Raw genomic sequence first — 20,375 nt, 5'->3', positions numbered from 1 at the left:
ATGTCAAAAATTAAGACTATGTCCTTCGATGCCATCGTAATTGGTGGTGGTGGTGCAGGTATGCGTGCTGCACTGCAATTAACTGAAGCTGGCATTAAAACCGCGTGTGTGACCAAGGTTTTCCCAACCCGTTCTCACACCGTATCAGCGCAGGGTGGTATCACCTGTGCAATCGCTTCTGCTGATCCGAATGATGATTGGCGCTGGCACATGTACGACACCGTTAAGGGCTCCGACTACATCGGTGACCAGGACGCCATTGAGTACATGTGTTCTGTAGGTCCTCAGGCTGTATTCGAACTGGAACACATGGGTCTGCCTTTCTCTCGTTTTGAGAATGGCCGTATCTATCAGCGTCCTTTCGGTGGTCAGTCTAAAGGCCCTGATAATCCAACTCAGGCTGCTCGTACCTGTGCTGCTGCTGACCGTACTGGTCACGCTCTGCTGCACGCTTTGTACCAGGGTAACCTGAAAGGCGGTACCACCTTCCTGAATGAATGGTACGCCGTAGATCTGGTTAAAAACGCTAAAGGTCAGGTTGCTGGTGTTATTGCAATTGATCTTGAGTCGGGCGAAACCGTATACATCAAAGCCAAGGCAACTGTACTGGCAACTGGTGGTGCTGGTCGTATTTATCAGTCTACTACTAATGCTCTGATCAATACCGGTGATGGTGTTGGTATGGCGCTGCGTGCCGGTGTTCCTATGCAGGACATGGAAATGTGGCAGTTCCACCCAACCGGTATTGCGGGTGCGGGTGTGCTGGTAACAGAAGGCTGTCGTGGTGAAGGTGGTTACCTGATCAATAAAGACGGTGAGCGCTTCATGGAGCGTTATGCTCCGAACGCCAAAGACCTGGCGGGTCGTGACGTTGTTGCCCGTTCGATGGTTCTGGAAATTTTGGAAGGTCGTGGCTGTGGTGAAGATGGCGATCACGTATTCCTGAAGCTGGATCACCTGGGTGAAGAAACCCTGAACGCCAAGCTGCCGGGTATTCTTGAGCTGTCTCGTACCTTTGCTCAGGCTGACCCTGTAAAAGTGCCTATTCCGGTAGTTCCGACGTGTCACTACATGATGGGTGGTGTACCAACGAACATCGGTGGTCAGGCTCTGACTCAGGACGAAAATGGCAACGACGTTGTTATTGAAGGTCTGTATGCGGCGGGTGAAATCGCTTGTGTATCGGTTCACGGTGCTAACCGCCTGGGTGGTAACTCACTGCTTGACCTGGTGGTATTTGGTCGTGCGGTAGGTCTGCAGGTTGAGAAGAGCTTTGCTGAAGGCTTCGACTTTGTTGACCCGACTGACGAAGACATCGAGCGTGCAATGGCTCGTCTGGATCGTTTGAACAATGCTTCCACTGGTGAAAAAGTGGCTGAGGTTCGTGCTGATCTGCAAAAAACCATGCAGCTGTACTTCGGTGTATTCCGTGAAGGCCCAAGCATGGAAAAAGGTCTCGAGATGCTGAAAGAAATCGGCGCTCGCGTTAAGAACACGGTTCTTGATGATAAGAGTGGTCCGTTCAATACGGCTCGTATCGAAGCACTGGAACTGGATAACCTGTTCGAGACTGCTTATGCAACGGCTGTTGCAGCGATTGAGCGTAAAGAATCTCGTGGTGCTCACGCCCGTAATGACTTTACTGAGCGTGATGATGAGAACTGGCTGTGCCACTCTCTGTATTTCCCTGAAACCAAGACAATCGGCAAGCGTGCTGTCAACTTCGCTCCTAAGACAGTTGAAGCATTCCCGCCGAAAGTCCGTACTTATTAATAGGGAGTCGAACCGTGTTAGTTAGTATTTATCGCTACAATCCAGAAAAAGATGAAGCGCCATACATGCAGGATTACGACATTACCATTCCAGGTAATAAAGACGTAATGATTCTGGATGTGCTGGCTCTGGTTAAAGAGCAGGACCCAACTGTTGCCTACCGTCGTTCTTGTCGTGAAGGTGTATGTGGTTCTGACGGTATGAGCATCAATGGCAAAAACGGCCTGGCATGTATCACTCCGATCTCTGAAGCTACTAAAGGCAAAATGGACAAGCTGGTTCTGCGTCCTCTGCCTGGTCTGCCGGTTATTCGTGACCTGGTAATTGACATGAGCATGTTCTATCAGCAGTTCGAGAAGGTTCAGCCATTCTTGCAGAATGACAAGCCAGCTCCTGCGATTGAACGTCTGCAGTCTCCGGAAGAGCGTGAGAAGCTGGACGGCTTGTACGAGTGTATTCTGTGTGCATGCTGTTCTACCGCTTGTCCTTCTTTCTGGTGGAATCCGGATAAGTTCATTGGTCCTTCTGGTCTGTTGCAGGCTTACCGCTTCCTGGCGGACAGTCGTGACACTAAAACAGAAGAGCGATTGGCAGGATTGAGTGATCCATTCAGCGTTTTCCGTTGCCGTGGGATCATGAATTGTGTCAATGTATGCCCGAAAGGTCTGAACCCGACCCGGGCTATTGGTCACATCCGTAACATGCTGCTGAGCCAGCAGCTGTAAGGAATTACCACAGACCGACCATGTGGTATTAGACGTAAGTTGGGCTGGACACACAGCTCACTTACGTTAACATTTTTTCAAAAATGGCGCCCACAAAGCGCTATTTTTAACTAAGCTATATTGTTAGTTGAGGGAACGGGGAATCCCCGGTTCAACTCAGAGGCTTCTCAACCATATCCGGTTGGCCCTCCATTTGCCCCTAAAGCGTAATGTCGGTGCGTGCACTCTGTAGATGAATCCCTCGTATTAAATAAAAACAGGGTGGTCGTACAACATGCACGAGCAGACAATGGAGCAACTATGGAACACCTCGCAGTTGGCGGGTGGCAATGTTGCTTACGTGGAAGAGCTCTTTGAAACGTATCTTCGTGATCCGAACGAAGTGCCGGAAGAGTGGCGCAGCTACTTTGATCAGCTTCCACGAGTCGACGAAAATACTTCCGTCGATACTCCTCACAAGCCCATTCGGGAACAGTTTCTTCTTTTATCCAAAAACCAGAATCGTTCACGCCCCACTTCTCAGGCGGCGGTTAGTTCAGATTTTGAACGTAAACAGGTTCAGGTTCTCCAATTAATTAATGCTTACCGCGGTCGTGGTCACCAGCAAGCAAAATTAGATCCTTTGGGTCTGATGCAGCGAGAAGTGGTGCCGGATCTGGATCTGTCTTTTCATGGGTTGTCCCAGGCAGATATGGATACAACATTCCAGACCGGTTCATTATTTATTGGTCAGGAAGAAGCCAGCTTAAAAGAAATTGTTGATGCATTGGATGCAACCTACTGCGGTACGGTTGGCTCTGAATACATGCACATCGTTAATACCGCTGAACAACGCTGGTTCCAGCAACGCCTGGAAAGTGTGCGTGCCCATCCTAAATTCGGCGAAGAAGTTAAGTTGCATCTGCTCGAGCGCTTAACCGCTGGTGAAGGTTTGGAAAAATACCTGGGTTCACGTTACCCGGGTGTTAAGCGTTTTGGCCTGGAAGGTGGTGAAAGTTTAATTCCGCTAATGGATGAGCTGATCCAGCGTTCCGGAACCTACGGTGCCAAAGAAATTGTTATTGGTATGGCGCACCGTGGACGTTTGAATACCCTGATTAATACCTTGGGTAAAAAGACGTCGGATCTGTTTGATGAATTCGATGGTAAGGTTCAGTTCGAATCGCACGGTGACGTGAAATATCACCAGGGCTTTTCTTCCAATATCATGACATCTGGCGGCGAAGTGCATCTGGCACTGGCATTTAACCCGTCTCACCTGGAGATTGTTTCTCCGGTAGTTGAAGGCTCTGTACGTGCTCGTCAGGACCGTCGTGAAGATGAGACCGGTGAAAAGGTGGTTCCGGTTCTTATTCACGGAGACTCAGCTTTTGCTGGCCAGGGCGTGGTGATGGAAACTTTCCAGTTATCACAGACCCGTGCTTACAAAACCGGCGGTACGATTCATATCGTTATTAATAACCAGGTTGGTTTTACCACTTCTCGTCGCGATGATAACCGTTCTACCGAATACTGTACTGATGTCGCCAAAATCGTTGAGGCGCCAATTCTTCATGTGAATGGTGATGATCCGGAAGCTGTATTGTTTGTGACTCAGTTAGCGGTTGATTATCGCAATGAGTTCAAAAAAGACATCGTGATTGACATGGTGTGTTATCGCCGTCGTGGTCACAACGAAGCGGACGAGCCATCTGGTACTCAGCCTCTGATGTACTCGAAAATTAAATCACAAAAAACCACCCGTGATTTATACGCGACGAAGCTGATTGGCGAAGGTGTTCTGGATCAGGCTCAGTCAAAGGACCTGGAAGAAGAATATCGTAATGCACTGGATAATGGCTTGCATGTTGCCAAAAGTCTGGTGAAAGAACCTAATGAAGAGTTGTTTGTTGACTGGACTCCATACCTGGGTCATGAGTGGACTGCAAAAGCAGATACTTCATTCGACTTGAAGCGTATGCAGGAACTGGCGAATAAACAGCTGGAAGTGCCGGATGGTTTTGCTGTTCAGCGTCAGGTCAGCAAGATTCTTGAAGATCGCCGTAAGATGGCTGCCGGCGCGATGCCTATTAACTGGGGCTTCGCTGAGACCATGGCTTACGCCACCTTGCTGGATGAAGGTCATCAGGTGCGTATGACAGGGCAGGATGTTGGTCGTGGTACTTTCTCTCACCGTCACGCTGTGTTGCACAATCAAAAAGACGGCGAAGCCTATATTCCATTACGTAACCTGAAAGACGAACAGCCTGCTTTCGATCTTTACGACTCCACCCTGTCGGAAGAAGCGGTACTGGCATTCGAATACGGTTACGCAACAACCACCCCAGGTGCGCTGGTTATCTGGGAAGCTCAGTTTGGTGATTTCGCCAACGGTGCTCAGGTGGTGTTCGATCAGTTTATTTCTTCCGGTGAGCATAAGTGGAGCCGCCTGTGTGGTTTGACGATGTTGCTGCCTCACGGTTATGAAGGTCAGGGCCCTGAGCATTCGTCTGCTCGCTTAGAGCGCTACCTGCAGCTGTGTGCGGAGCACAATGTTCAGATTTGTGTACCGTCGACCCCGGCACAGGTTTATCACATGTTACGTCGTCAGGTGATTCGTCCGCTGCGTAAGCCATTGGTGGTAATGTCGCCTAAGAGCTTATTACGCCACAAGCTGGCAACCAGTACGCTTGAAGAGTTGGCCGAAGGTCACTTCCAGACAGTTCTGGACGAAATTGATGAACTGGATCCAGCGAAAGTACGTCGCGTTGTGATGTGTTCCGGTAAGGTTTATTACGATCTGCTGGAGCGTCGTCGTGCGGAAAGCATCGACGATGTTGCTATTGTTCGTATTGAACAGCTGTATCCGTTCCCGGCGGATGACCTGGGTGAGGTTCTGAAGAAGTTCACCAATATGGAAGAAGTTTACTGGGTACAGGAAGAGCCAATGAATATGGGCGCCTGGTACAGCAGTCAGCATCATATGCGTCGCGCAGTTGCGGCAATCGATAACAAATTACACCTTGAATATGCAGGTCGTGACGCTTCGGCTTCACCAGCTGCTGGTTATATGGCGCTCCACCTGGAGCAACAAGAACAATTGATCCGTGACGCTTTAGGGCTTCAGGGTTAAACGCAGGAACACTAAGGAAAATATCAATGAGCATCGAAATTAAGGCACCCACTTTTCCTGAATCTGTAGCCGATGGCACAGTAGCGACCTGGCATAAGAAGCCGGGCGAGGCGATCCAGCGTGATGAGTTAATTGTGGACATTGAGACCGATAAGGTCGTTTTGGAAGTACTGGCACCAGCCGCTGGCTCTCTGAAGAACATTCTGAAAGAAGAGGGTGATGTTGTACTGAGTGATGAAGTACTGGCTGTATTTGTTGAAGGCGAAGTTGCTGATGCAGCACCTGCTGCTGAGCCAGCGGCTGAAGCAAGCACTGGCGACAGCACTGAAGACGCAATCGCTGGTCCGGCGGCACGCAAGCTGGCGGACGAAAAAGGCATCAATCTGGCTGACGTCAAAGGTACAGGTAAAGGCGGTCGCGTTACTAAAGAAGACGTACAAAACCACCTGAAAGCAGCGCCAGCACCGGCGGCTGCTCCAGCACCTGCTCCTGCCGCGGCAAAATCTGCTCCGGCGAATGCTGGTGCGGTCAGCTTTGACGCGGGTGAGCGAGTTGAAAAGCGTGTTCCAATGACTCGCCTGCGCGCAACCATTGCCCGTCGCCTGGTTGAGGCACAGCAAAACGCTGCCATGTTAACGACTTATAACGAAGTTAACATGAAGCCAATCATGGATCTGCGTAACAAATACAAAGATCAGTTTGCTAAGAAGCATGACGTGAAGCTGGGCTTTATGTCGTTCTTTGTGAAGGCAGCGACTGAAGCGCTGAAGCGATTCCCTGCGGTTAACGCTTCAATCGATGGTAACGACATGGTTTATCACGGTTATCAGGATATCGGTGTTGCGGTTTCTACTGATCGTGGTCTGGTAGTACCTATTTTGCGCGATACTGACGGTATGGGTTTAGCAGAAGTTGAGAGTACTATTGCTGATTTCGGAGCACGTGCACGAGACGGTAAACTTGGCATCGATGAAATGCAGGGTGGTACCTTCACTATTTCAAACGGCGGCACCTTCGGTTCCCTGATGTCGACTCCAATTCTGAATCCACCGCAAACCGCGATTATGGGTATGCATAAGATCCAGGAACGTCCGATGGCTGTTAATGGTGAGGTTGTTATCTTACCAATGATGTATCTGGCGCTGTCCTACGATCACCGCATGATTGACGGTAAGGAAGCAGTGCAGTTCCTGGTAACTATCAAGGAATTGCTGGAAGATCCGGCTCGCCTGTTATTAGACATTTAATCGGATAGTTTAAGGAAATTTTCGAATGAGCAAGAAATTTGATGTTGTCGTTATCGGTGGTGGCCCTGCCGGTTATGTGGCTGCTATCCGCTGCGCCCAGCTGGGTCTGGAAACCGCATGTATCGACAAGTGGATTAATAAAGAAGGCAAGGCTGTCTTTGGCGGTACTTGTCTGAACGTTGGTTGTATTCCGTCAAAAGCGTTGCTGGATACTTCCCACAAATACGAAGAAGCAAAAGAGAAGTTTTCTCTGCATGGCATCAGCACGGGTGATGTTGGTATTAACATCGCCGATATGCTGAAGCGTAAAGATCAGATCGTAAAAAATCTGACCATGGGCGTCGCCACGTTATTCAAGGCGAATGGCGTCACACCATTAGAAGGTACTGGTAAAGTTCTGGCTGGCAAGAAGGTTGAGTTCACTAACCACGCTGGCGTGACCGAAACCATTGATGCAGAAAACGTCATCATTGCTACTGGTTCTGTACCGGTAGATATTCCACCGGCACCTAAGACTGACGACATTATCGTTGATTCTACTGGTGCGCTGGAGTTCACCGAAGTTCCTAAGCGCCTGGGCGTAATTGGTGCTGGTGTAATTGGTCTGGAGCTGGGCAGCGTTTGGGGTCGTTTAGGTTCTGAAGTTGTTGTTCTGGAAGCTCAGGATAACTTCCTGCACCTGGTTGACCAGACGGTTGCTAAAGAAGCTAAGAAACTGTTCACCAAGCAGGGCATGGATATCCGTGTTGGTGCCCGTGTAACAGGTTCTGAAGTGAAGGACGAAGAAGTCACGGTCACTTATCAGGACAGTGAAGGTGAGAAATCTGAAACCTTCGACAAACTGATTGTTGCGGTTGGTCGTCGTCCTTACACCGAAGGTCTGTTGGCCGGTGATAGTGGTGTGAACATGGATGAGCGTGGCTTTATCTTTGTAAATGAACATTGCGCAACCGACGCACCAGGCGTTTACGCGATTGGTGATGTGGTTCGTGGTCCGATGCTGGCTCACAAAGCATCTGAAGAAGGTGTAATGGTTGCTGAGCGTATTGCCGGTCACAAAGCACAACTGAACTACGATGTTATTCCTTCTGTGATCTATACCCACCCTGAAATTGCCTGGGTAGGTAAGACTGAAGACGAATTGAAAGCTGATGGCGAATCCTACAATGTAGGTATGTTCCCATTCGCTGCAAATGGTCGTGCAATGGCTGCTGCAGATACCGACGGTTTCGTAAAAATCGTTGCGGATGCAGAAACAGATCGTATTTTAGGTGCCAGCGTGATCGGCCCTAATGCTGGCGATCTGGTACAGCAAATTGTTGTAGCGATGGAATTTGGGTCTACTGCTGAAGATGTTGGCATGATGGTGTTTGCACACCCAAGCATTTCTGAAGCGGTGCATGAAGCTGCTCTGGCAGTGAACAACGCAGCGATTCACAAAGCGAATCGCAGACCTAAGAAGAAATAATGCAACGGCCCGGAATTCCGGGCCTTGCTTTATGGCTGAATGGTGCTGAGCTTAAGCAGGCATTACCGACACAATCGGGTATTCAGTTAACAGTAGCTGCCGGGAAACCCCCGGCATATATAAAAACAGGACGAAAGCGATGAACCTTCACGAATATCAGGGTAAACAGCTTTTTGCGCAGTACGGTTTGCCAGTGTCAAAAGGCGTGGCAGCTAAGACTGCGGAAGAAGCTGTAGCAGCAGCTGACGAGATCGGCGGTGAAAAATGGGTTGTTAAAGCTCAGGTGCACGCCGGCGGCCGCGGTAAAGCGGGCGGTGTTAAGCTGGTTTCTTCACGCGAAGAAATTAAAGAGTTTGCAGAAAACTGGTTAGGTAAAAACCTGGTAACTTACCAGACTGACGAAAACGGCCAGCCTGTTAGCCGTATTCTGGTAGAAAGCCTGACTGATATCGCTGACGAGCTGTATCTGGGTGCGGTTGTCGATCGTGCAACACGCCGCGTAGTTTTCATGGCATCGACTGAAGGTGGTGTGGAAATTGAAAAAGTTGCGGAAGAAACGCCAGAGAAGATCCTCAAGGCTGAAATCGATCCGCTAACTGGTGCACAGCCTTATCAAGGTCGTGAGCTGGCTTTCAAGCTGGGTTTAACCGGTGATCAGGTTAAGCAGTTCACCAAGATCTTCATGGGTCTGGCTCAACTATTCCAGGACAAAGACCTGGCTCTGATCGAAATCAACCCTCTGGTAATCAAAGAGGACGGTGATCTGCACTGTCTGGACGCCAAACTGGGTGTTGATGGCAACTCTCTGTACCGTCAGAAAGAAGTAGCTGCGATGAACGATCCTTCTCAGGAAGATGCTCGTGAAGCTGAAGCTGCTGAGTGGGACCTGAACTACGTAGCATTAGATGGCAACATCGGCTGTATGGTTAACGGTGCTGGTCTGGCGATGGGTACTATGGATATCGTTGCTCTGCACGGTGGTTTTCCGGCTAACTTCCTGGACGTTGGTGGCGGTGCAACTAAAGAGCGTGTTGCTCATGCATTCAAACTGATTCTGTCTGACGAAAAAGTGAAGTGTGTTCTGGTGAACATCTTCGGCGGTATCGTACGTTGTGACATGATCGCAGAAGGTATTATCGGTGCGGTTAAAGAAGTAGGTGTGAACGTTCCTGTGGTAGTTCGCCTGGAAGGTACTAACGCTGATCTGGGTAAGCAGGTTCTGTCTGAATCTGGTCTGGATATCATCGCAGCAACAAGTTTGACTGACGCTGCTGAGCAAGCAGTTAAGGCAGCGGGGAACTAATCATGTCCGTTTTAATTAATAAAGACACCAAAGTTATCTGTCAGGGTTTCACTGGCGGTCAGGGTACTTTCCACTCTGAGCAAGCAATTGCCTACGGTACGCAAATGGTTGGCGGTGTAACGCCAGGCAAAGGCGGTACTGAGCATCTGGGTTTACCGGTATTCAATACCGTTGCTGAAGCCGTTGAAGCCACTGGCGCAGACGCTTCTGTAATCTACGTACCGGCACCTTTCTGTAAGGATTCTATCCTGGAAGCTGCGAATGCTGGTATCAAGCTGATCGTATGTATCACTGAGCACATCCCGGTTCTGGATATGCTGGAATGTAAAGTGAAATGTGATGAGCTGGGTGTTCGTCTGATCGGTCCTAACTGCCCGGGCGTAATTACTCCTGGAGAATGTAAGATCGGCATCATGCCTGGTCATATTCACCTGCCTGGTAAAGTCGGTATTGTTTCTCGTTCCGGTACTCTGACGTACGAAGCGGTTAAGCAAACTACCGATTACGGTTTTGGTCAGTCTACTTGTGTCGGTATTGGTGGTGACCCTATTCCGGGTTCTAACTTCATCGATATTCTGGAGCTGTTCCAGAACGATCCGCAAACTGAAGCAATCGTTATGATTGGTGAGATTGGTGGTACTGCTGAAGAAGAAGCTGCTGCTTACATCAAAGCGAATGTAACTAAGCCTGTTGTGTCCTACATTGCTGGTGTTACTGCACCTAAAGGCAAGCGTATGGGTCACGCTGGTGCAATCATCTCCGGCGGTAAAGGTACTGCTGATGAGAAGTTCGCTGCTCTGGAAGACGCCGGTGTTAAAACCGTACGTTCTCTGGCGCAAATCGGTGATGCACTGAAAGAAGTTACTGGCTGGTAAGTTCTTCGTTGCTCGAGAAAAACCACGCCTCGGCGTGGTTTTTTTATGTCTGAAATAAATTGGTTACCAGGAGAGTCAGTGAGAGATGGTAAAAATACCTAGTTATACCTTGGGATGATCATCATCCTTAGTCGTATAGTCACTTAGCTTTACCTCACATATTGTGAAGTTATTCGAGAGTAAAGGAGGCTGTATGAGCTACCAACAACAATATAAAGCGTCTATTGAGCAGCCAGAGCAATTCTGGCAGGAACAGGCCAATAAGATTCACTGGTTCAAGCAACCTCAAACGATTCTCAGCAAAGATGAAAACGGCATCGATCGCTGGTTTGCGGATGGCGAACTTAACACTGCTTATCTGGCTTTAGATCATCATGTACTGAACGGCCGTGGTGACCAGACAGCGCTTATTTACGACTCTCCGGTTACCGGTGTTAAGAAACAATATACCTTCAGCGAACTCACCGAGGCGGTTGCTCGCTTTGCGGGTGTGCTGGCAGCACAGGGCGTGGAAAAAGGCGACCGAGTCATTGTTTACATGCCGATGGTGCCGGAAGCCGCTATTGCTATGCTGGCCTGCGCCCGCTTAGGGGCGATTCATTCGGTTGTTTTTGGTGGTTTTGCACCTCATGAACTGGCGGTAAGAATTGATGATGCTGAACCTAAAGTGATTGTGTCAGCGTCATGCGGTATCGAAATTGATCGTGTTATCGAATACAAGCCGATTCTTGATGAAGCCATTGCAATGGCTGAGGCTAAGCCTTCTTCGTGTATCATTCTGCAACGCCCAACAAAAGAATGTGAGCTTACCGCTGGCCGCGATATTGATTGGCAAAAAGCAGTTTCTGAAGCAGAACCTGCCGACTGTGTTGCTGTGAGCGCGACAGACCCGCTGTATGTGCTGTATACCTCGGGCACAACCGGCAAACCGAAAGGTGTGGTACGTGACAATGGTGGTCATGCTGTTGCTATGAATTATTCCATGGAGCTGGTCTACGACATGAATCCCGGAGACGTATTCTGGGCGGCTTCTGACGTTGGCTGGGTTGTTGGCCATTCCTACATTGTCTATGGGCCGCTGATTCGCGGCTGTACCACGGTATTTTATGAAGGCAAACCGGTACGTACACCAGACGCTGGTGCCTTCTGGCGTATGTGTGAAGAATATAAGGTTAAGGGTATCTTTGCTGCGCCTACCGCATTCCGTGCCATTCGCAAAGAAGATCCGGATTGCCTGCAAGCGAAAAAATACGACCTGTCAGCATTAAAAACCGTGTTTATGGCGGGTGAGCGGCTTGATCCACCAACCTATGATTGGGTCGATCAACATATTCAGCGTCCGATTGTCGATCACTGGTGGCAAACTGAAACCGGTTGGGCGATTGCCGGTAATCATATGGGGCTTGAACCTGGTCAGCCAAAAGCAGGCTCTGTAACCCGACCATCACCGGGTTATAACGTTCAGATTCTCGATTCAAAAGGCAATCCGGTGGAAGCCGGAGAGCAGGGAAGTATCGCGGTGAAGTTGCCATTACCTCCGGGCTGCTTGCCAACCATCTGGCGTAACCATGCACGTTTTGAAGCCGGTTATCTGAATACCTATAACGGCTATTACGTTTCCGGTGATGGCGGTATGTTGGATGACGATGGCTATCTGTTCGTACTCGGCCGCACCGATGACATCATTAATGTTGCTGGACATCGTTTGTCTACTGGTGAAATGGAAGAAGTGGTTGCCGGACACGACGCCGTTGCGGAATGTGCGGTGATTGGTCAAAGCAGTGATCTGAAAGGCGAAGAGCCGCTGGGTCTGGTGCTGCTGAAAGACGGTATTGATATTGACGAAGAGCAGCTTAAAAAAGAACTGGTTCAGCGAGTTCGTGACAATATTGGTGCGGTTGCCAGCTTTAAAAATGCGGTGGTGGTGCAACGTTTACCGAAAACCCGTTCGGGTAAAATTCTGCGCAAAGTGTTGCGTAATATCGCCAATAACGAAGAATATGCGACGCCTTCTACTATTGATGATCCAGCATGCCTGCAGGAAATTGAAGGTACTCTTTCAGAGAAGGGCTTGCGTTAAGAAAGTGTTCTAATTCGAGTATTAAAGTGTAAATACAACGTCAGGGTTGGAACTAAGTTTAAGTTCGTCCCTCAAATGAGACGTTACAAAATAGTGGATTGAAAAATCCGTGGCGGTTTTGTGACTTCTCTCTCCATCTTACCGGATTAAACATTGTGCAGTTTAATCCGGTTTTTTTATGCCTCGCTATTTCACAATCGAATCGTCAGATAATTCCCTGATCCAGTGCCATGGTCATCGCGCAGCTTAGTTCTTCCGCTTGTTCGAGGAAATTCTCCTGCCATTCTCCACGAAGTATTAACGGCTCCTGCACCCAGCGCCAGCGTAATCCTGTAGTGATAGTCTGCAAAGCTCGAACACTGCCGGTTCCATCATGGCCGGCCCGCACGATTGCCGCGCAGGGTTTGCCCTGTGTTTCTTCCAGGCAAGGGTAATAACAGCGATCGAAGAAGTCTTTTAAAGCGCCAGAGATATAACCGAGGTTTTCTGGGGTTACTAGTAAAATCGCAGCAGCAGATTTTACGTCGTCAGGCTGGGTGTCGAAGGGAGACTGGATTGTGATCGAAACCTGCTCGGATTCCGCAGATTCAAAACCTGCTTTAATCGCTGAGGTAATTTTTCGCAGGTTGTCAGAAGGTGTATGGGCAATTACCAGCAGATTTTTCATTTCGATAACTTATTTGGGTTTTATTGGATCATAACGATTGAAAGCCGGAAGATAAAATCATTCAAAAATATAACCTTAAAAATAAAAAAGACCGCAAAAGCGGTCTTCCTTTATCGAGCCTCGGGTTAATTAATCCGCATCCGGCCGAACACCATCTAACGGTTTAATAACCAAGACATCACACGGTACTTTATCAACCAAGGATTCTGCAGTATTGCCAATTAATACCCCGGATAAACCTTCGCGACCAACGGTTCCGACAACAACCAGATCCGCTTCAATATCATTGGCAAAGCCTGCAATAACATCATCAGTATCACCTTCACCAATATGCAGGTGATCGTTATTTACGTTAAATTTCTGTGCCCATTGCTGGCAGGCATCTTCATGCTGTTCAGTAACGTAATGCTGAATGTCATCCGGTGCGGTTACTTCCGGTACCATGGCAAACGCCACACTGACCAGTGGGTAGGCGTTACCCAAGTGCAGATCGGTATCAAAGTGATCCGCCAGATGTTCAGCAAAAGATAAAATATTATCGTTAATTAAGTCGTGGCTTTGATCCGGTGCTGTGGCATCAATTGCCGCAAGAATACGATTGTGCTGCCACGGTTTCGCTTCCTTGACCAGCAGGACCGGCGCAGGGCAGTGACGCAGCATATTCCAATCAGTGTGAGTAAAAATACGATCAACCAGAGAGTGTGGTTGAGTACCTTTGATCACCAGATCAAAACATTTATTGCGCATGGATTCGATTACGGCATCGTGCAGGTGTTTTTGCCAGTGCACTTCGGTATCAACCTCAACGCCGTCGGCTTCCGCTTCACTGATAAAACTGTCGATCCAGTTTTCTGCTTTGTTCAGTAACGCCTGTTTGATGCGTTGCTGGGTATCACTGTCGATAGCGGTCAGTGGTGAACCTTCTTCGCAATAAGCCTCGTAAGTGTTGGTCATTAATGTCAGATCGGCATCCAATGAGCGGGCGAGCCACAGTGCCCGATCCAGAGCAACCTGTTCCGGATGATCGCTATCCAGTACGACCAGAATATGATTAACGTCCAACATGGCAATTTCCTTCTCTTGGTTTAACCGGCAAGCACATCAGGCTTGTTGTCTATAAGATTCAGACTAGCGCCTGTTATCAGCATGCTCCTTGTTTTGAATCAATTTCAATGACTACAGCGTAATTTTCATGCCTTTTTGATTAGCCCTTATTCAATAGATCGATTAACGCCTGGGCAGCATTGCTCAGGGTCCGTTCTTTTAACCGAATTAAGCCCAGTGAACGTTTGATTTCCGGCCCTGGCCAGGGGATGACACAAAGGTGGCTATCACTGCTGCTGACCATGGATTGCGGCAACATGCTCCAGCCCAGGCCAACCGATACCATCATTTTGATGGTCTCCAGATAGTTAGTAGGCATGGGCGCCTGGAGTTTCAGGCCTTTTTTAAGAAACGCCGATTCAATCAGCTGATAAGTGATGGTATGTCGTTCCGGCAGAATGGCGGGGGTTTGCGCCAGTAGCTTCAGGCTGGGTTTGGCATGGCTTGCTAAAACGTGTTCTGTCGAACAAACGCACACCATATCGTCCTGCCACAACAGATCGGAATGAATATGTGGTGGTGATTCATTTTCCAACGTGGTTAACGCCAGCTCGACCTGGCGTGAGCTAATCGCCTGATAGGCGCGCTCCGATCCCATAAATTCCAGATTCAGTTGAGCTGCCGGATAGCAGCGGACGAATTCTTTTAACACCGGCGGCAGCCGGTGAAGGCCGATGTGGTGGCTGGTGGCCAGAGATAACGTGCCGCTGACTTCGCCGCTGAGGTTGTGCAGCTTGAGTTCGGTGTCTGCGACTAGGTCGAGAATCTGTTGTGCTTTGGGGAGCAGTGCGCGTCCGGCCTCGGTCAGGCTGATGGTGCGGTTATGGCGTTCGAATAAAGGGGTATCCAGTTGGCTTTCCAGATGTTGGATGCGTTTACTGACAGCGGATTGCGTCAGATAAAGCTGCTCGGCCGCGAGAGAAAAAGATCCCTGGTCGGCAACGGATAAGAATGCTTTTAGTGATTGAGTATCCATAGGCTTGGCGGATTTCTACTGTAATTTTCAAGTATTCCTTTATGGAATGCTTTGATGGAAAAATATGAATTTATGTTGTTTAGCAGATGGCGTATATTATTGCAATAACGAACAAGCTGCTGAAAAACTACTTGCGTTGCCATAACTACGTTAAAAATCTGATCAAAATGCTCATTTATGATTTATAAACTGCGCTTTTTTACAGATTTTTGCCTTGTTCTGGCTGCCTCAGAAACGTTTTTCAACCGCTTATTAAGGCGATGATCAGTCGCTGATGATGAGAGAAAATATCTGAGAAGGAGTCCCTGATGGCTGGACAAACCCTTTACGACAAGCTGTGGCAACAGCATCTGGTGAAAGAGCGTGATGACGGCACGGCGTTAATTTACATCGATCGTCAGTTACTGCACGAAGTAACCTCACCGCAGGCATTTGAAGGCCTGCGTATTGCTGGTCGTAAACCATGGCGTCTGGACGCTAACCTGGCGACTCCGGATCACAACGTACCGACCACCTCTGCAGAGCGTGAGTCGGGTATTGACGGTATTCAGGATCCGGTTTCCAAAATTCAGGTTAAAACTTTGGATGAAAACTGTGACGATTTCGGCATCGTTGAGTTTAAGATGCAGGACAAGCGCCAGGGCATTGTGCACGTGGTTGGCCCGGAGCAGGGCGCCACTCTGCCGGGTATGACGGTTGTTTGTGGTGATTCCCACACTGCGACTCACGGTGCTTTCGCTGCGTTAGCGCATGGTATCGGTACGTCAGAAGTTGAACACGTACTGGCGACTCAGTGCCTGATTCAGCGCAAAATGAAAAACCTGCTGATTCGCGTTGATGGCGAGCTGGCAACCGGTATTACCGGTAAAGACGTGGTTTTACACGTGATTGGTGTGATCGGTACAGCCGGTGGTAATGGTTGTGCGATGGAATTTGGCGGTAGCGCCATTCGTAGCATGAGCATGGAAGGCCGTATGACCATGTGTAACATGGCCATCGAAGCGGGTGCTCGTGTGGGTATGGTGGCATTCGACGATATCACTGCGGAATACGTGAAAGGTCGCCCTTATGCACCAAAAGGTGACCATTGGGATCTGGCGGTTGATACCTGGAAAAACCTGGTTTCCGATGACGATGCAGAGTTCGATCAAATCGTTGAAATCAAAGCCGAAGACATTAAGCCGCAGGTAACCTGGGGTACTTCTCCGGAAATGGTAACCACGGTTGACGGTACTGTGCCACGCGTTGAAGACGGTAAAGACGACGTTCAGCAATCGGCTATTAAGCGCGCTCATGAATACATGGGTCTGACTGGCGGCCAGAAGATTACTGATATCAAGCTGGATCGTGTTTTTATTGGTTCTTGTACTAATAGTCGTATCGAAGATTTACGTCAGGCGGCGGAGATCGCCAAAGGCCGTAAGGTTGCTGATAGCGTGATTCAGGCGTTAGTTGTTCCGGGTTCTGGTTTGGTAAAAGAGCAGGCGGAAGCAGAAGGTCTGGATAAGATTTTTGTTGAAGCCGGATTTGAATGGCGTGAGCCGGGTTGCTCTATGTGTTTGGCGATGAATGCCGACAAGCTGGGCAACGGCGAGCATTGTGCGTCGACGTCCAACCGTAACTTCGAAGGTCGTCAGGGTTACGGCGGTCGTACTCACTTAGTGAGCCCGGCGATGGCAGCAGCAGCAGCAGTTGCTGGTCATTTTATTGATATGCGTGATCTTTAAGGAGCTAATGCGATGAAACCTTTTGTTGTACACAGTGGTGTAGTGGCTCCGATGGATCGCCCGAATATCGATACCGATATGATTATCCCGAAGCAGTTTTTGAAATCTATTAAACGCAGTGGTTTTGGTCCAAACCTGTTTGACGAATTACGTTACCTGGATGAAGGTCAGCCGGATGCTGATAATTCTGGCCGTCCGTTAAATCCGGACTTTGTTTTAAACCAGTCTCGTTATCAGGGCGCTTCGGTTTTATTGGCTCGTGAAAACTTTGGTTGTGGCTCCAGCCGTGAACACGCGCCTTGGGCATTAGAAGATTTTGGTTTTCGTGCGATTATTGCGCCGAGCTATGCTGATATCTTCTTTAATAACAGCTTTAAAAACGGCCTGCTGCCAATCATTCTCGACGAAAAAACTGTTGATGATTTATTTAAAGCGGTTGAAGCGAATGAAGGTTATGAATTAACCGTTGATTTAGAGCAGCAAAAAATTATCACGCCAGATGGTGGTGAGATTGCTTTTGATGTTGATCCGTTCCGTAAGCACTGCTTATTAAATGGTTTGGATGATATTGGTCTGACACTTCAGGATGCGGATGATATTAAGGCGTATGAAGAAAAACGCCGTGCCGCTAATCCGTGGCTGTTTGATCAGGTTAAGTAAGTTTTTAAGAATTTTAAAAGTTAAGCGAAAAGAAAATGACTCAGAATGTTTTAGTTTTGCCAGGTGATGGCATTGGTCCGGAAATCGTAACCGAAGCGGTTAAAGTTCTGGAAACCGCAAAAGAAAAATTCAACCTGGATATTGAGCTGGATAACGCTCTGGTTGGTGGTTCTGCATACGACGAGTTTGGCACGCCGCTGCCAGAAGTGACTATGCAGAAAGCAGAAAAAGCGGATGCGATTCTGCTGGGTGCTGTCGGTGGCCCTAAATGGGATGAGCTGGAAGATCGCGAGCTGCGTCCGGAAAAAGGCCTGTTAGGTCTGCGTTCTGGCCTGGAATTATTCGGTAACCTACGTCCGGCAATTCTGTACCCACAGCTGGCGGATGCTTCTTCACTGAAGCCTGAGGTGGTTTCTGGTCTGGATATTCTGATTGTTCGTGAATTAACCGGTGGTATTTATTTCGGTAAGCCACGTGGTATCCGTGAGCTGGAAAACGGTGAGCGTGAAGGTTACAACACCTACGTATACTCCGAATCTGAGATCCGTCGTATCGCTAAAGTGGCATTTGAATCGGCTCAGAAACGCGGTAAAAAACTGTGCTCAGTGGATAAGGCTAACGTTCTGGAAGTAACCGTGCTGTGGCGCGAAATCATGAACGACGTAGCAAAAGACTACCCGGATGTTGAGCTGTCTCATATGTACGTTGATAACGCAGCAATGCAATTAGTACGTGCACCGAAACAGTTTGATGTCATGGTTACCGGAAACATGTTCGGTGATATCTTGTCTGATGCTGCAGCGATGCTGACAGGCTCTATTGGTATGCTGCCATCGGCGTCTCTGGATAAGAACAACAAGGGTATGTATGAACCTTGTCATGGTTCTGCTCCGGATATCGCAGGTCAGGGTATCGCTAACCCATTAGCGACAATTTTGTCTGCCGCTATGATGTTACGTTATTCTCTGAATGAAAGTGCTGCTGCGGATGCTATCGAAAAAGCCGTAAGTGATGTTCTGGATCAGGGTCTGCGTACCGCGGATATCTATTCTGACGGTATGAACAAAGTAAGTACTGAAGAGATGGGTGAAGCAGTTGTTGCAGCCCTGGAAAACCTATCTGCATAGCTACTGCGTTGTTAAAAACAGGCTCTAAATGCTCATTTATGATTTATAAACTGCGCTTTATCGCCTGTTTTTGCCTTGCATTAGCGTCTTCGATGACGGTTTTCAAAATTAGATTTAAAGGTTAAAGAAATGTCTGAACAAAAAGTAGGTCTGGTTGGCTGGCGCGGAATGGTCGGTTCCGTACTGATGCAACGTATGCAGGAAGAAAAAGATTTCGACCTGATTAAGCCGACCTTCTTCACGACCTCACAAAAAGGCCTGCCGGCTCCGGACTATGCCGGTAAAGATTGTGGTGTGCTGGAAGATGCATTCGATGTTGATGCGCTGAAGCAACAAGACGTAATTATCACCTGTCAGGGTGGAGACTACACCAAAGAGGTGTATCCGAAGCTGCGTGAAGCGGGTTGGGATGGCTACTGGATTGATGCGGCATCTGCGCTGCGTATGGATGATGATGCCATCATCGTACTGGATCCAGTCAACCGTGATGTAATTGATGCAGGTGTTAAAAGCGGCGTTAAAACCTATGTGGGTGGTAACTGTACCGTTTCTCTGATGTTGCTGGCGCTGGGTGGTCTGTTTGAAAAAGGTCTGGTGGAGTGGGCAACTCCAATGACCTATCAGGCAGCTTCTGGTTCTGGTGCTAAGCACATGCGTGAACTGATCAGCCAAATGGGGGCGATCCACGCCAATGTAAAAGATAAAGTTGAAGATCCGGCGACTGCGATTCTGGATATCGATCGTCAGGTGGCCGACTTTATTCGTGGTGAAGATTACCCGAAAGATCAGTTTGGTGTGCCGCTGGCAGGCAGCTTAATTCCATACATTGATTCACAACTGCCGTCTGGTCAGAGTCGTGAAGAATGGAAAGCGGAAGCTGAAGCGAACAAAATCCTCGGTACAACTGAGGCTGCAACGCCAATTGATGGCTTGTGTGTTCGTGTGGGGGCGATGCGTTGTCACAGTCAGGCAATTACGCTGAAGCTGAAGCAGGATCTGTCGGTTGAAGAAATCGAAAAGATTCTGGCAGAGCACAATGACTGGGTGAAGGTAATTTCAAACGATCGTGAAGTGACCATGGAAGAGCTTACTCCTGCAAAAACCACCGGCACTCTGACCATTCCGGTTGGTCGTATCCGTAAGTTGACCATGGGGCCTGAATATATTTCTGCGTTCACCGTGGGTGACCAATTGCTGTGGGGGGCTGCAGAGCCTCTGCGCCGGATGTTGCGCATTTTGTTGAATGCTGGCTGATTCGGTCTAGACTGAAAGCGGGGCAAGGCCCCGCTTTTTTATTTACGCTTCCTCTTTTCTCACCTCATTTCTTCTGAAAGTGCGCTAACTCATTCTTTAATATCGGTTTTATGCCGCTGAAAGCCGCCAAAATATTGCGCATTGCATTTTTATCACTGATACTTACGCTGCTTATGAATGGAATCGACAACTAAGCTGGGTTAGGAATATCTCAAAATAAAATGGTTTCGGCTTTAGATTCGATACACAAGAAGAGGCGAGACGTCGCCTTAACAAC

At 48.7% G+C, this 20,375-nt stretch carries 15 protein-coding genes; 12 read left to right on the top strand and 3 right to left on the bottom strand.

Annotated features, from left to right (window positions below):
• From sdhA to ACOQOZ_RS05375, 8 genes are all read left to right on the top strand, one after another.
• Nucleotides 1–1,773 carry a succinate dehydrogenase flavoprotein subunit gene (gene sdhA, locus ACOQOZ_RS05410; RefSeq protein ID WP_420591257.1) on the top strand — a complete coding sequence of 591 codons (1,773 nt, stop codon included), beginning with the start codon at nt 1–3 and terminating at the stop codon, nt 1,771–1,773.
• Nucleotides 1,774–1,787: 14 nt separating this feature from the next.
• Nucleotides 1,788–2,498 (top strand): succinate dehydrogenase iron-sulfur subunit, encoded by a 711-nt coding sequence (locus ACOQOZ_RS05405; RefSeq protein ID WP_420591256.1) that lies wholly within the window; start codon nt 1,788–1,790, stop codon nt 2,496–2,498.
• 274 nt (nt 2,499–2,772) lie between these two features.
• Nucleotides 2,773–5,610, top strand: a complete 2,838-nt coding sequence (locus ACOQOZ_RS05400; protein WP_420591255.1) for a 2-oxoglutarate dehydrogenase E1 component — start codon at nt 2,773–2,775, stop codon at nt 5,608–5,610.
• Between the two features lie 26 nt (nt 5,611–5,636).
• Nucleotides 5,637–6,857, top strand: a complete 1,221-nt coding sequence (odhB, locus tag ACOQOZ_RS05395; RefSeq protein WP_420591254.1) for a 2-oxoglutarate dehydrogenase complex dihydrolipoyllysine-residue succinyltransferase — start codon at nt 5,637–5,639, stop codon at nt 6,855–6,857.
• A 25-nt stretch (nt 6,858–6,882) separates the two neighbouring features.
• On the top strand, nt 6,883–8,325 hold the full coding sequence (gene lpdA, locus ACOQOZ_RS05390) for a dihydrolipoyl dehydrogenase (RefSeq protein ID WP_420591253.1): 1,443 nt from the start codon (nt 6,883–6,885) through the stop codon (nt 8,323–8,325).
• 139 nt (nt 8,326–8,464) lie between these two features.
• A complete protein-coding gene (gene sucC / locus ACOQOZ_RS05385) occupies nt 8,465–9,628 on the top strand; it encodes an ADP-forming succinate--CoA ligase subunit beta (protein ID WP_420591252.1) in 1,164 nt (387 codons plus the stop codon).
• Between the two features lie 2 nt (nt 9,629–9,630).
• Nucleotides 9,631–10,503 carry a succinate--CoA ligase subunit alpha gene (sucD, locus tag ACOQOZ_RS05380; RefSeq protein WP_420591251.1) on the top strand — a complete coding sequence of 291 codons (873 nt, stop codon included), beginning with the start codon at nt 9,631–9,633 and terminating at the stop codon, nt 10,501–10,503.
• Between the two features lie 193 nt (nt 10,504–10,696).
• Complete coding sequence (locus tag ACOQOZ_RS05375) at nt 10,697–12,583, top strand: propionyl-CoA synthetase (RefSeq protein ID WP_420591250.1); 1,887 nt, start codon at nt 10,697–10,699, stop codon at nt 12,581–12,583.
• A 205-nt stretch (nt 12,584–12,788) separates the two neighbouring features.
• On the opposite strand, the gene ACOQOZ_RS05370 is transcribed toward ACOQOZ_RS05375, so the two are convergent.
• From ACOQOZ_RS05370 to ACOQOZ_RS05360, 3 genes are all read right to left on the bottom strand, one after another.
• A complete protein-coding gene (locus tag ACOQOZ_RS05370) occupies nt 12,789–13,250 on the bottom strand; it encodes a flavodoxin family protein (RefSeq protein WP_420591249.1) in 462 nt (153 codons plus the stop codon).
• 129 nt (nt 13,251–13,379) lie between these two features.
• On the bottom strand, nt 13,380–14,315 hold the full coding sequence (uspE, locus tag ACOQOZ_RS05365) for a universal stress protein UspE (protein ID WP_420591248.1): 936 nt from the start codon (nt 14,313–14,315) through the stop codon (nt 13,380–13,382).
• 139 nt (nt 14,316–14,454) lie between these two features.
• Nucleotides 14,455–15,330, bottom strand: coding sequence for a LysR family transcriptional regulator (locus tag ACOQOZ_RS05360; RefSeq protein WP_420591247.1), 876 nt, complete (start codon nt 15,328–15,330; stop codon nt 14,455–14,457).
• A gap of 308 nt (nt 15,331–15,638) precedes the next feature.
• On the opposite strand from ACOQOZ_RS05360, the gene leuC reads away from it, so the two are divergent.
• The 4 genes from leuC to asd all read left to right on the top strand — a co-directional run bounded on the left by leuC (nt 15,639) and on the right by asd (nt 20,098).
• Complete coding sequence (leuC, locus tag ACOQOZ_RS05355) at nt 15,639–17,057, top strand: 3-isopropylmalate dehydratase large subunit (RefSeq protein ID WP_420591246.1); 1,419 nt, start codon at nt 15,639–15,641, stop codon at nt 17,055–17,057.
• A gap of 12 nt (nt 17,058–17,069) precedes the next feature.
• A complete protein-coding gene (gene leuD, locus ACOQOZ_RS05350) occupies nt 17,070–17,717 on the top strand; it encodes a 3-isopropylmalate dehydratase small subunit (protein ID WP_420591245.1) in 648 nt (215 codons plus the stop codon).
• A gap of 35 nt (nt 17,718–17,752) precedes the next feature.
• Nucleotides 17,753–18,844: a 3-isopropylmalate dehydrogenase gene (gene leuB / locus ACOQOZ_RS05345; RefSeq protein WP_420591244.1), complete on the top strand. Its 1,092-nt coding sequence runs from the start codon at nt 17,753–17,755 to the stop codon at nt 18,842–18,844.
• A 129-nt stretch (nt 18,845–18,973) separates the two neighbouring features.
• Nucleotides 18,974–20,098 carry an aspartate-semialdehyde dehydrogenase gene (asd, locus tag ACOQOZ_RS05340; protein ID WP_420591243.1) on the top strand — a complete coding sequence of 375 codons (1,125 nt, stop codon included), beginning with the start codon at nt 18,974–18,976 and terminating at the stop codon, nt 20,096–20,098.
• The last annotated feature ends 277 nt before the right edge of the window (nt 20,099–20,375 follow it).

The organism is Bacterioplanoides sp. (assembly GCF_965219715.1).
GTDB lineage: Bacteria > Pseudomonadota > Gammaproteobacteria > Pseudomonadales > Oceanobacteraceae > Bacterioplanoides.
Note: the sequence above shows the minus strand (reverse complement) of the source record. Positions and strands in the feature narration are given on the sequence as shown.

What these genes read in the sequence shown, in the direction of transcription:
- sdhA (WP_420591257.1), top strand. Translation starts at nt 1, where the DNA reads ATGTCAAAAATTAAGACTATGTCCTTCGATGCCATCGTAATTGGTGGT.
- ACOQOZ_RS05400 (WP_420591255.1), top strand. Translation starts at nt 2,773, where the DNA reads ATGCACGAGCAGACAATGGAGCAACTATGGAACACCTCGCAGTTGGCG.
- odhB (WP_420591254.1), top strand. Translation starts at nt 5,637, where the DNA reads ATGAGCATCGAAATTAAGGCACCCACTTTTCCTGAATCTGTAGCCGAT.
- lpdA (WP_420591253.1), top strand. Translation starts at nt 6,883, where the DNA reads ATGAGCAAGAAATTTGATGTTGTCGTTATCGGTGGTGGCCCTGCCGGT.
- sucC (WP_420591252.1), top strand. Translation starts at nt 8,465, where the DNA reads ATGAACCTTCACGAATATCAGGGTAAACAGCTTTTTGCGCAGTACGGT.
- sucD (WP_420591251.1), top strand. Translation starts at nt 9,631, where the DNA reads ATGTCCGTTTTAATTAATAAAGACACCAAAGTTATCTGTCAGGGTTTC.
- ACOQOZ_RS05375 (WP_420591250.1), top strand. Translation starts at nt 10,697, where the DNA reads ATGAGCTACCAACAACAATATAAAGCGTCTATTGAGCAGCCAGAGCAA.
- ACOQOZ_RS05370 (WP_420591249.1), bottom strand. Translation starts at nt 13,250, where the DNA reads ATGAAAAATCTGCTGGTAATTGCCCATACACCTTCTGACAACCTGCGA.
- uspE (WP_420591248.1), bottom strand. Translation starts at nt 14,315, where the DNA reads ATGTTGGACGTTAATCATATTCTGGTCGTACTGGATAGCGATCATCCG.
- ACOQOZ_RS05360 (WP_420591247.1), bottom strand. Translation starts at nt 15,330, where the DNA reads ATGGATACTCAATCACTAAAAGCATTCTTATCCGTTGCCGACCAGGGA.
- leuC (WP_420591246.1), top strand. Translation starts at nt 15,639, where the DNA reads ATGGCTGGACAAACCCTTTACGACAAGCTGTGGCAACAGCATCTGGTG.
- leuD (WP_420591245.1), top strand. Translation starts at nt 17,070, where the DNA reads ATGAAACCTTTTGTTGTACACAGTGGTGTAGTGGCTCCGATGGATCGC.
- leuB (WP_420591244.1), top strand. Translation starts at nt 17,753, where the DNA reads ATGACTCAGAATGTTTTAGTTTTGCCAGGTGATGGCATTGGTCCGGAA.
- asd (WP_420591243.1), top strand. Translation starts at nt 18,974, where the DNA reads ATGTCTGAACAAAAAGTAGGTCTGGTTGGCTGGCGCGGAATGGTCGGT.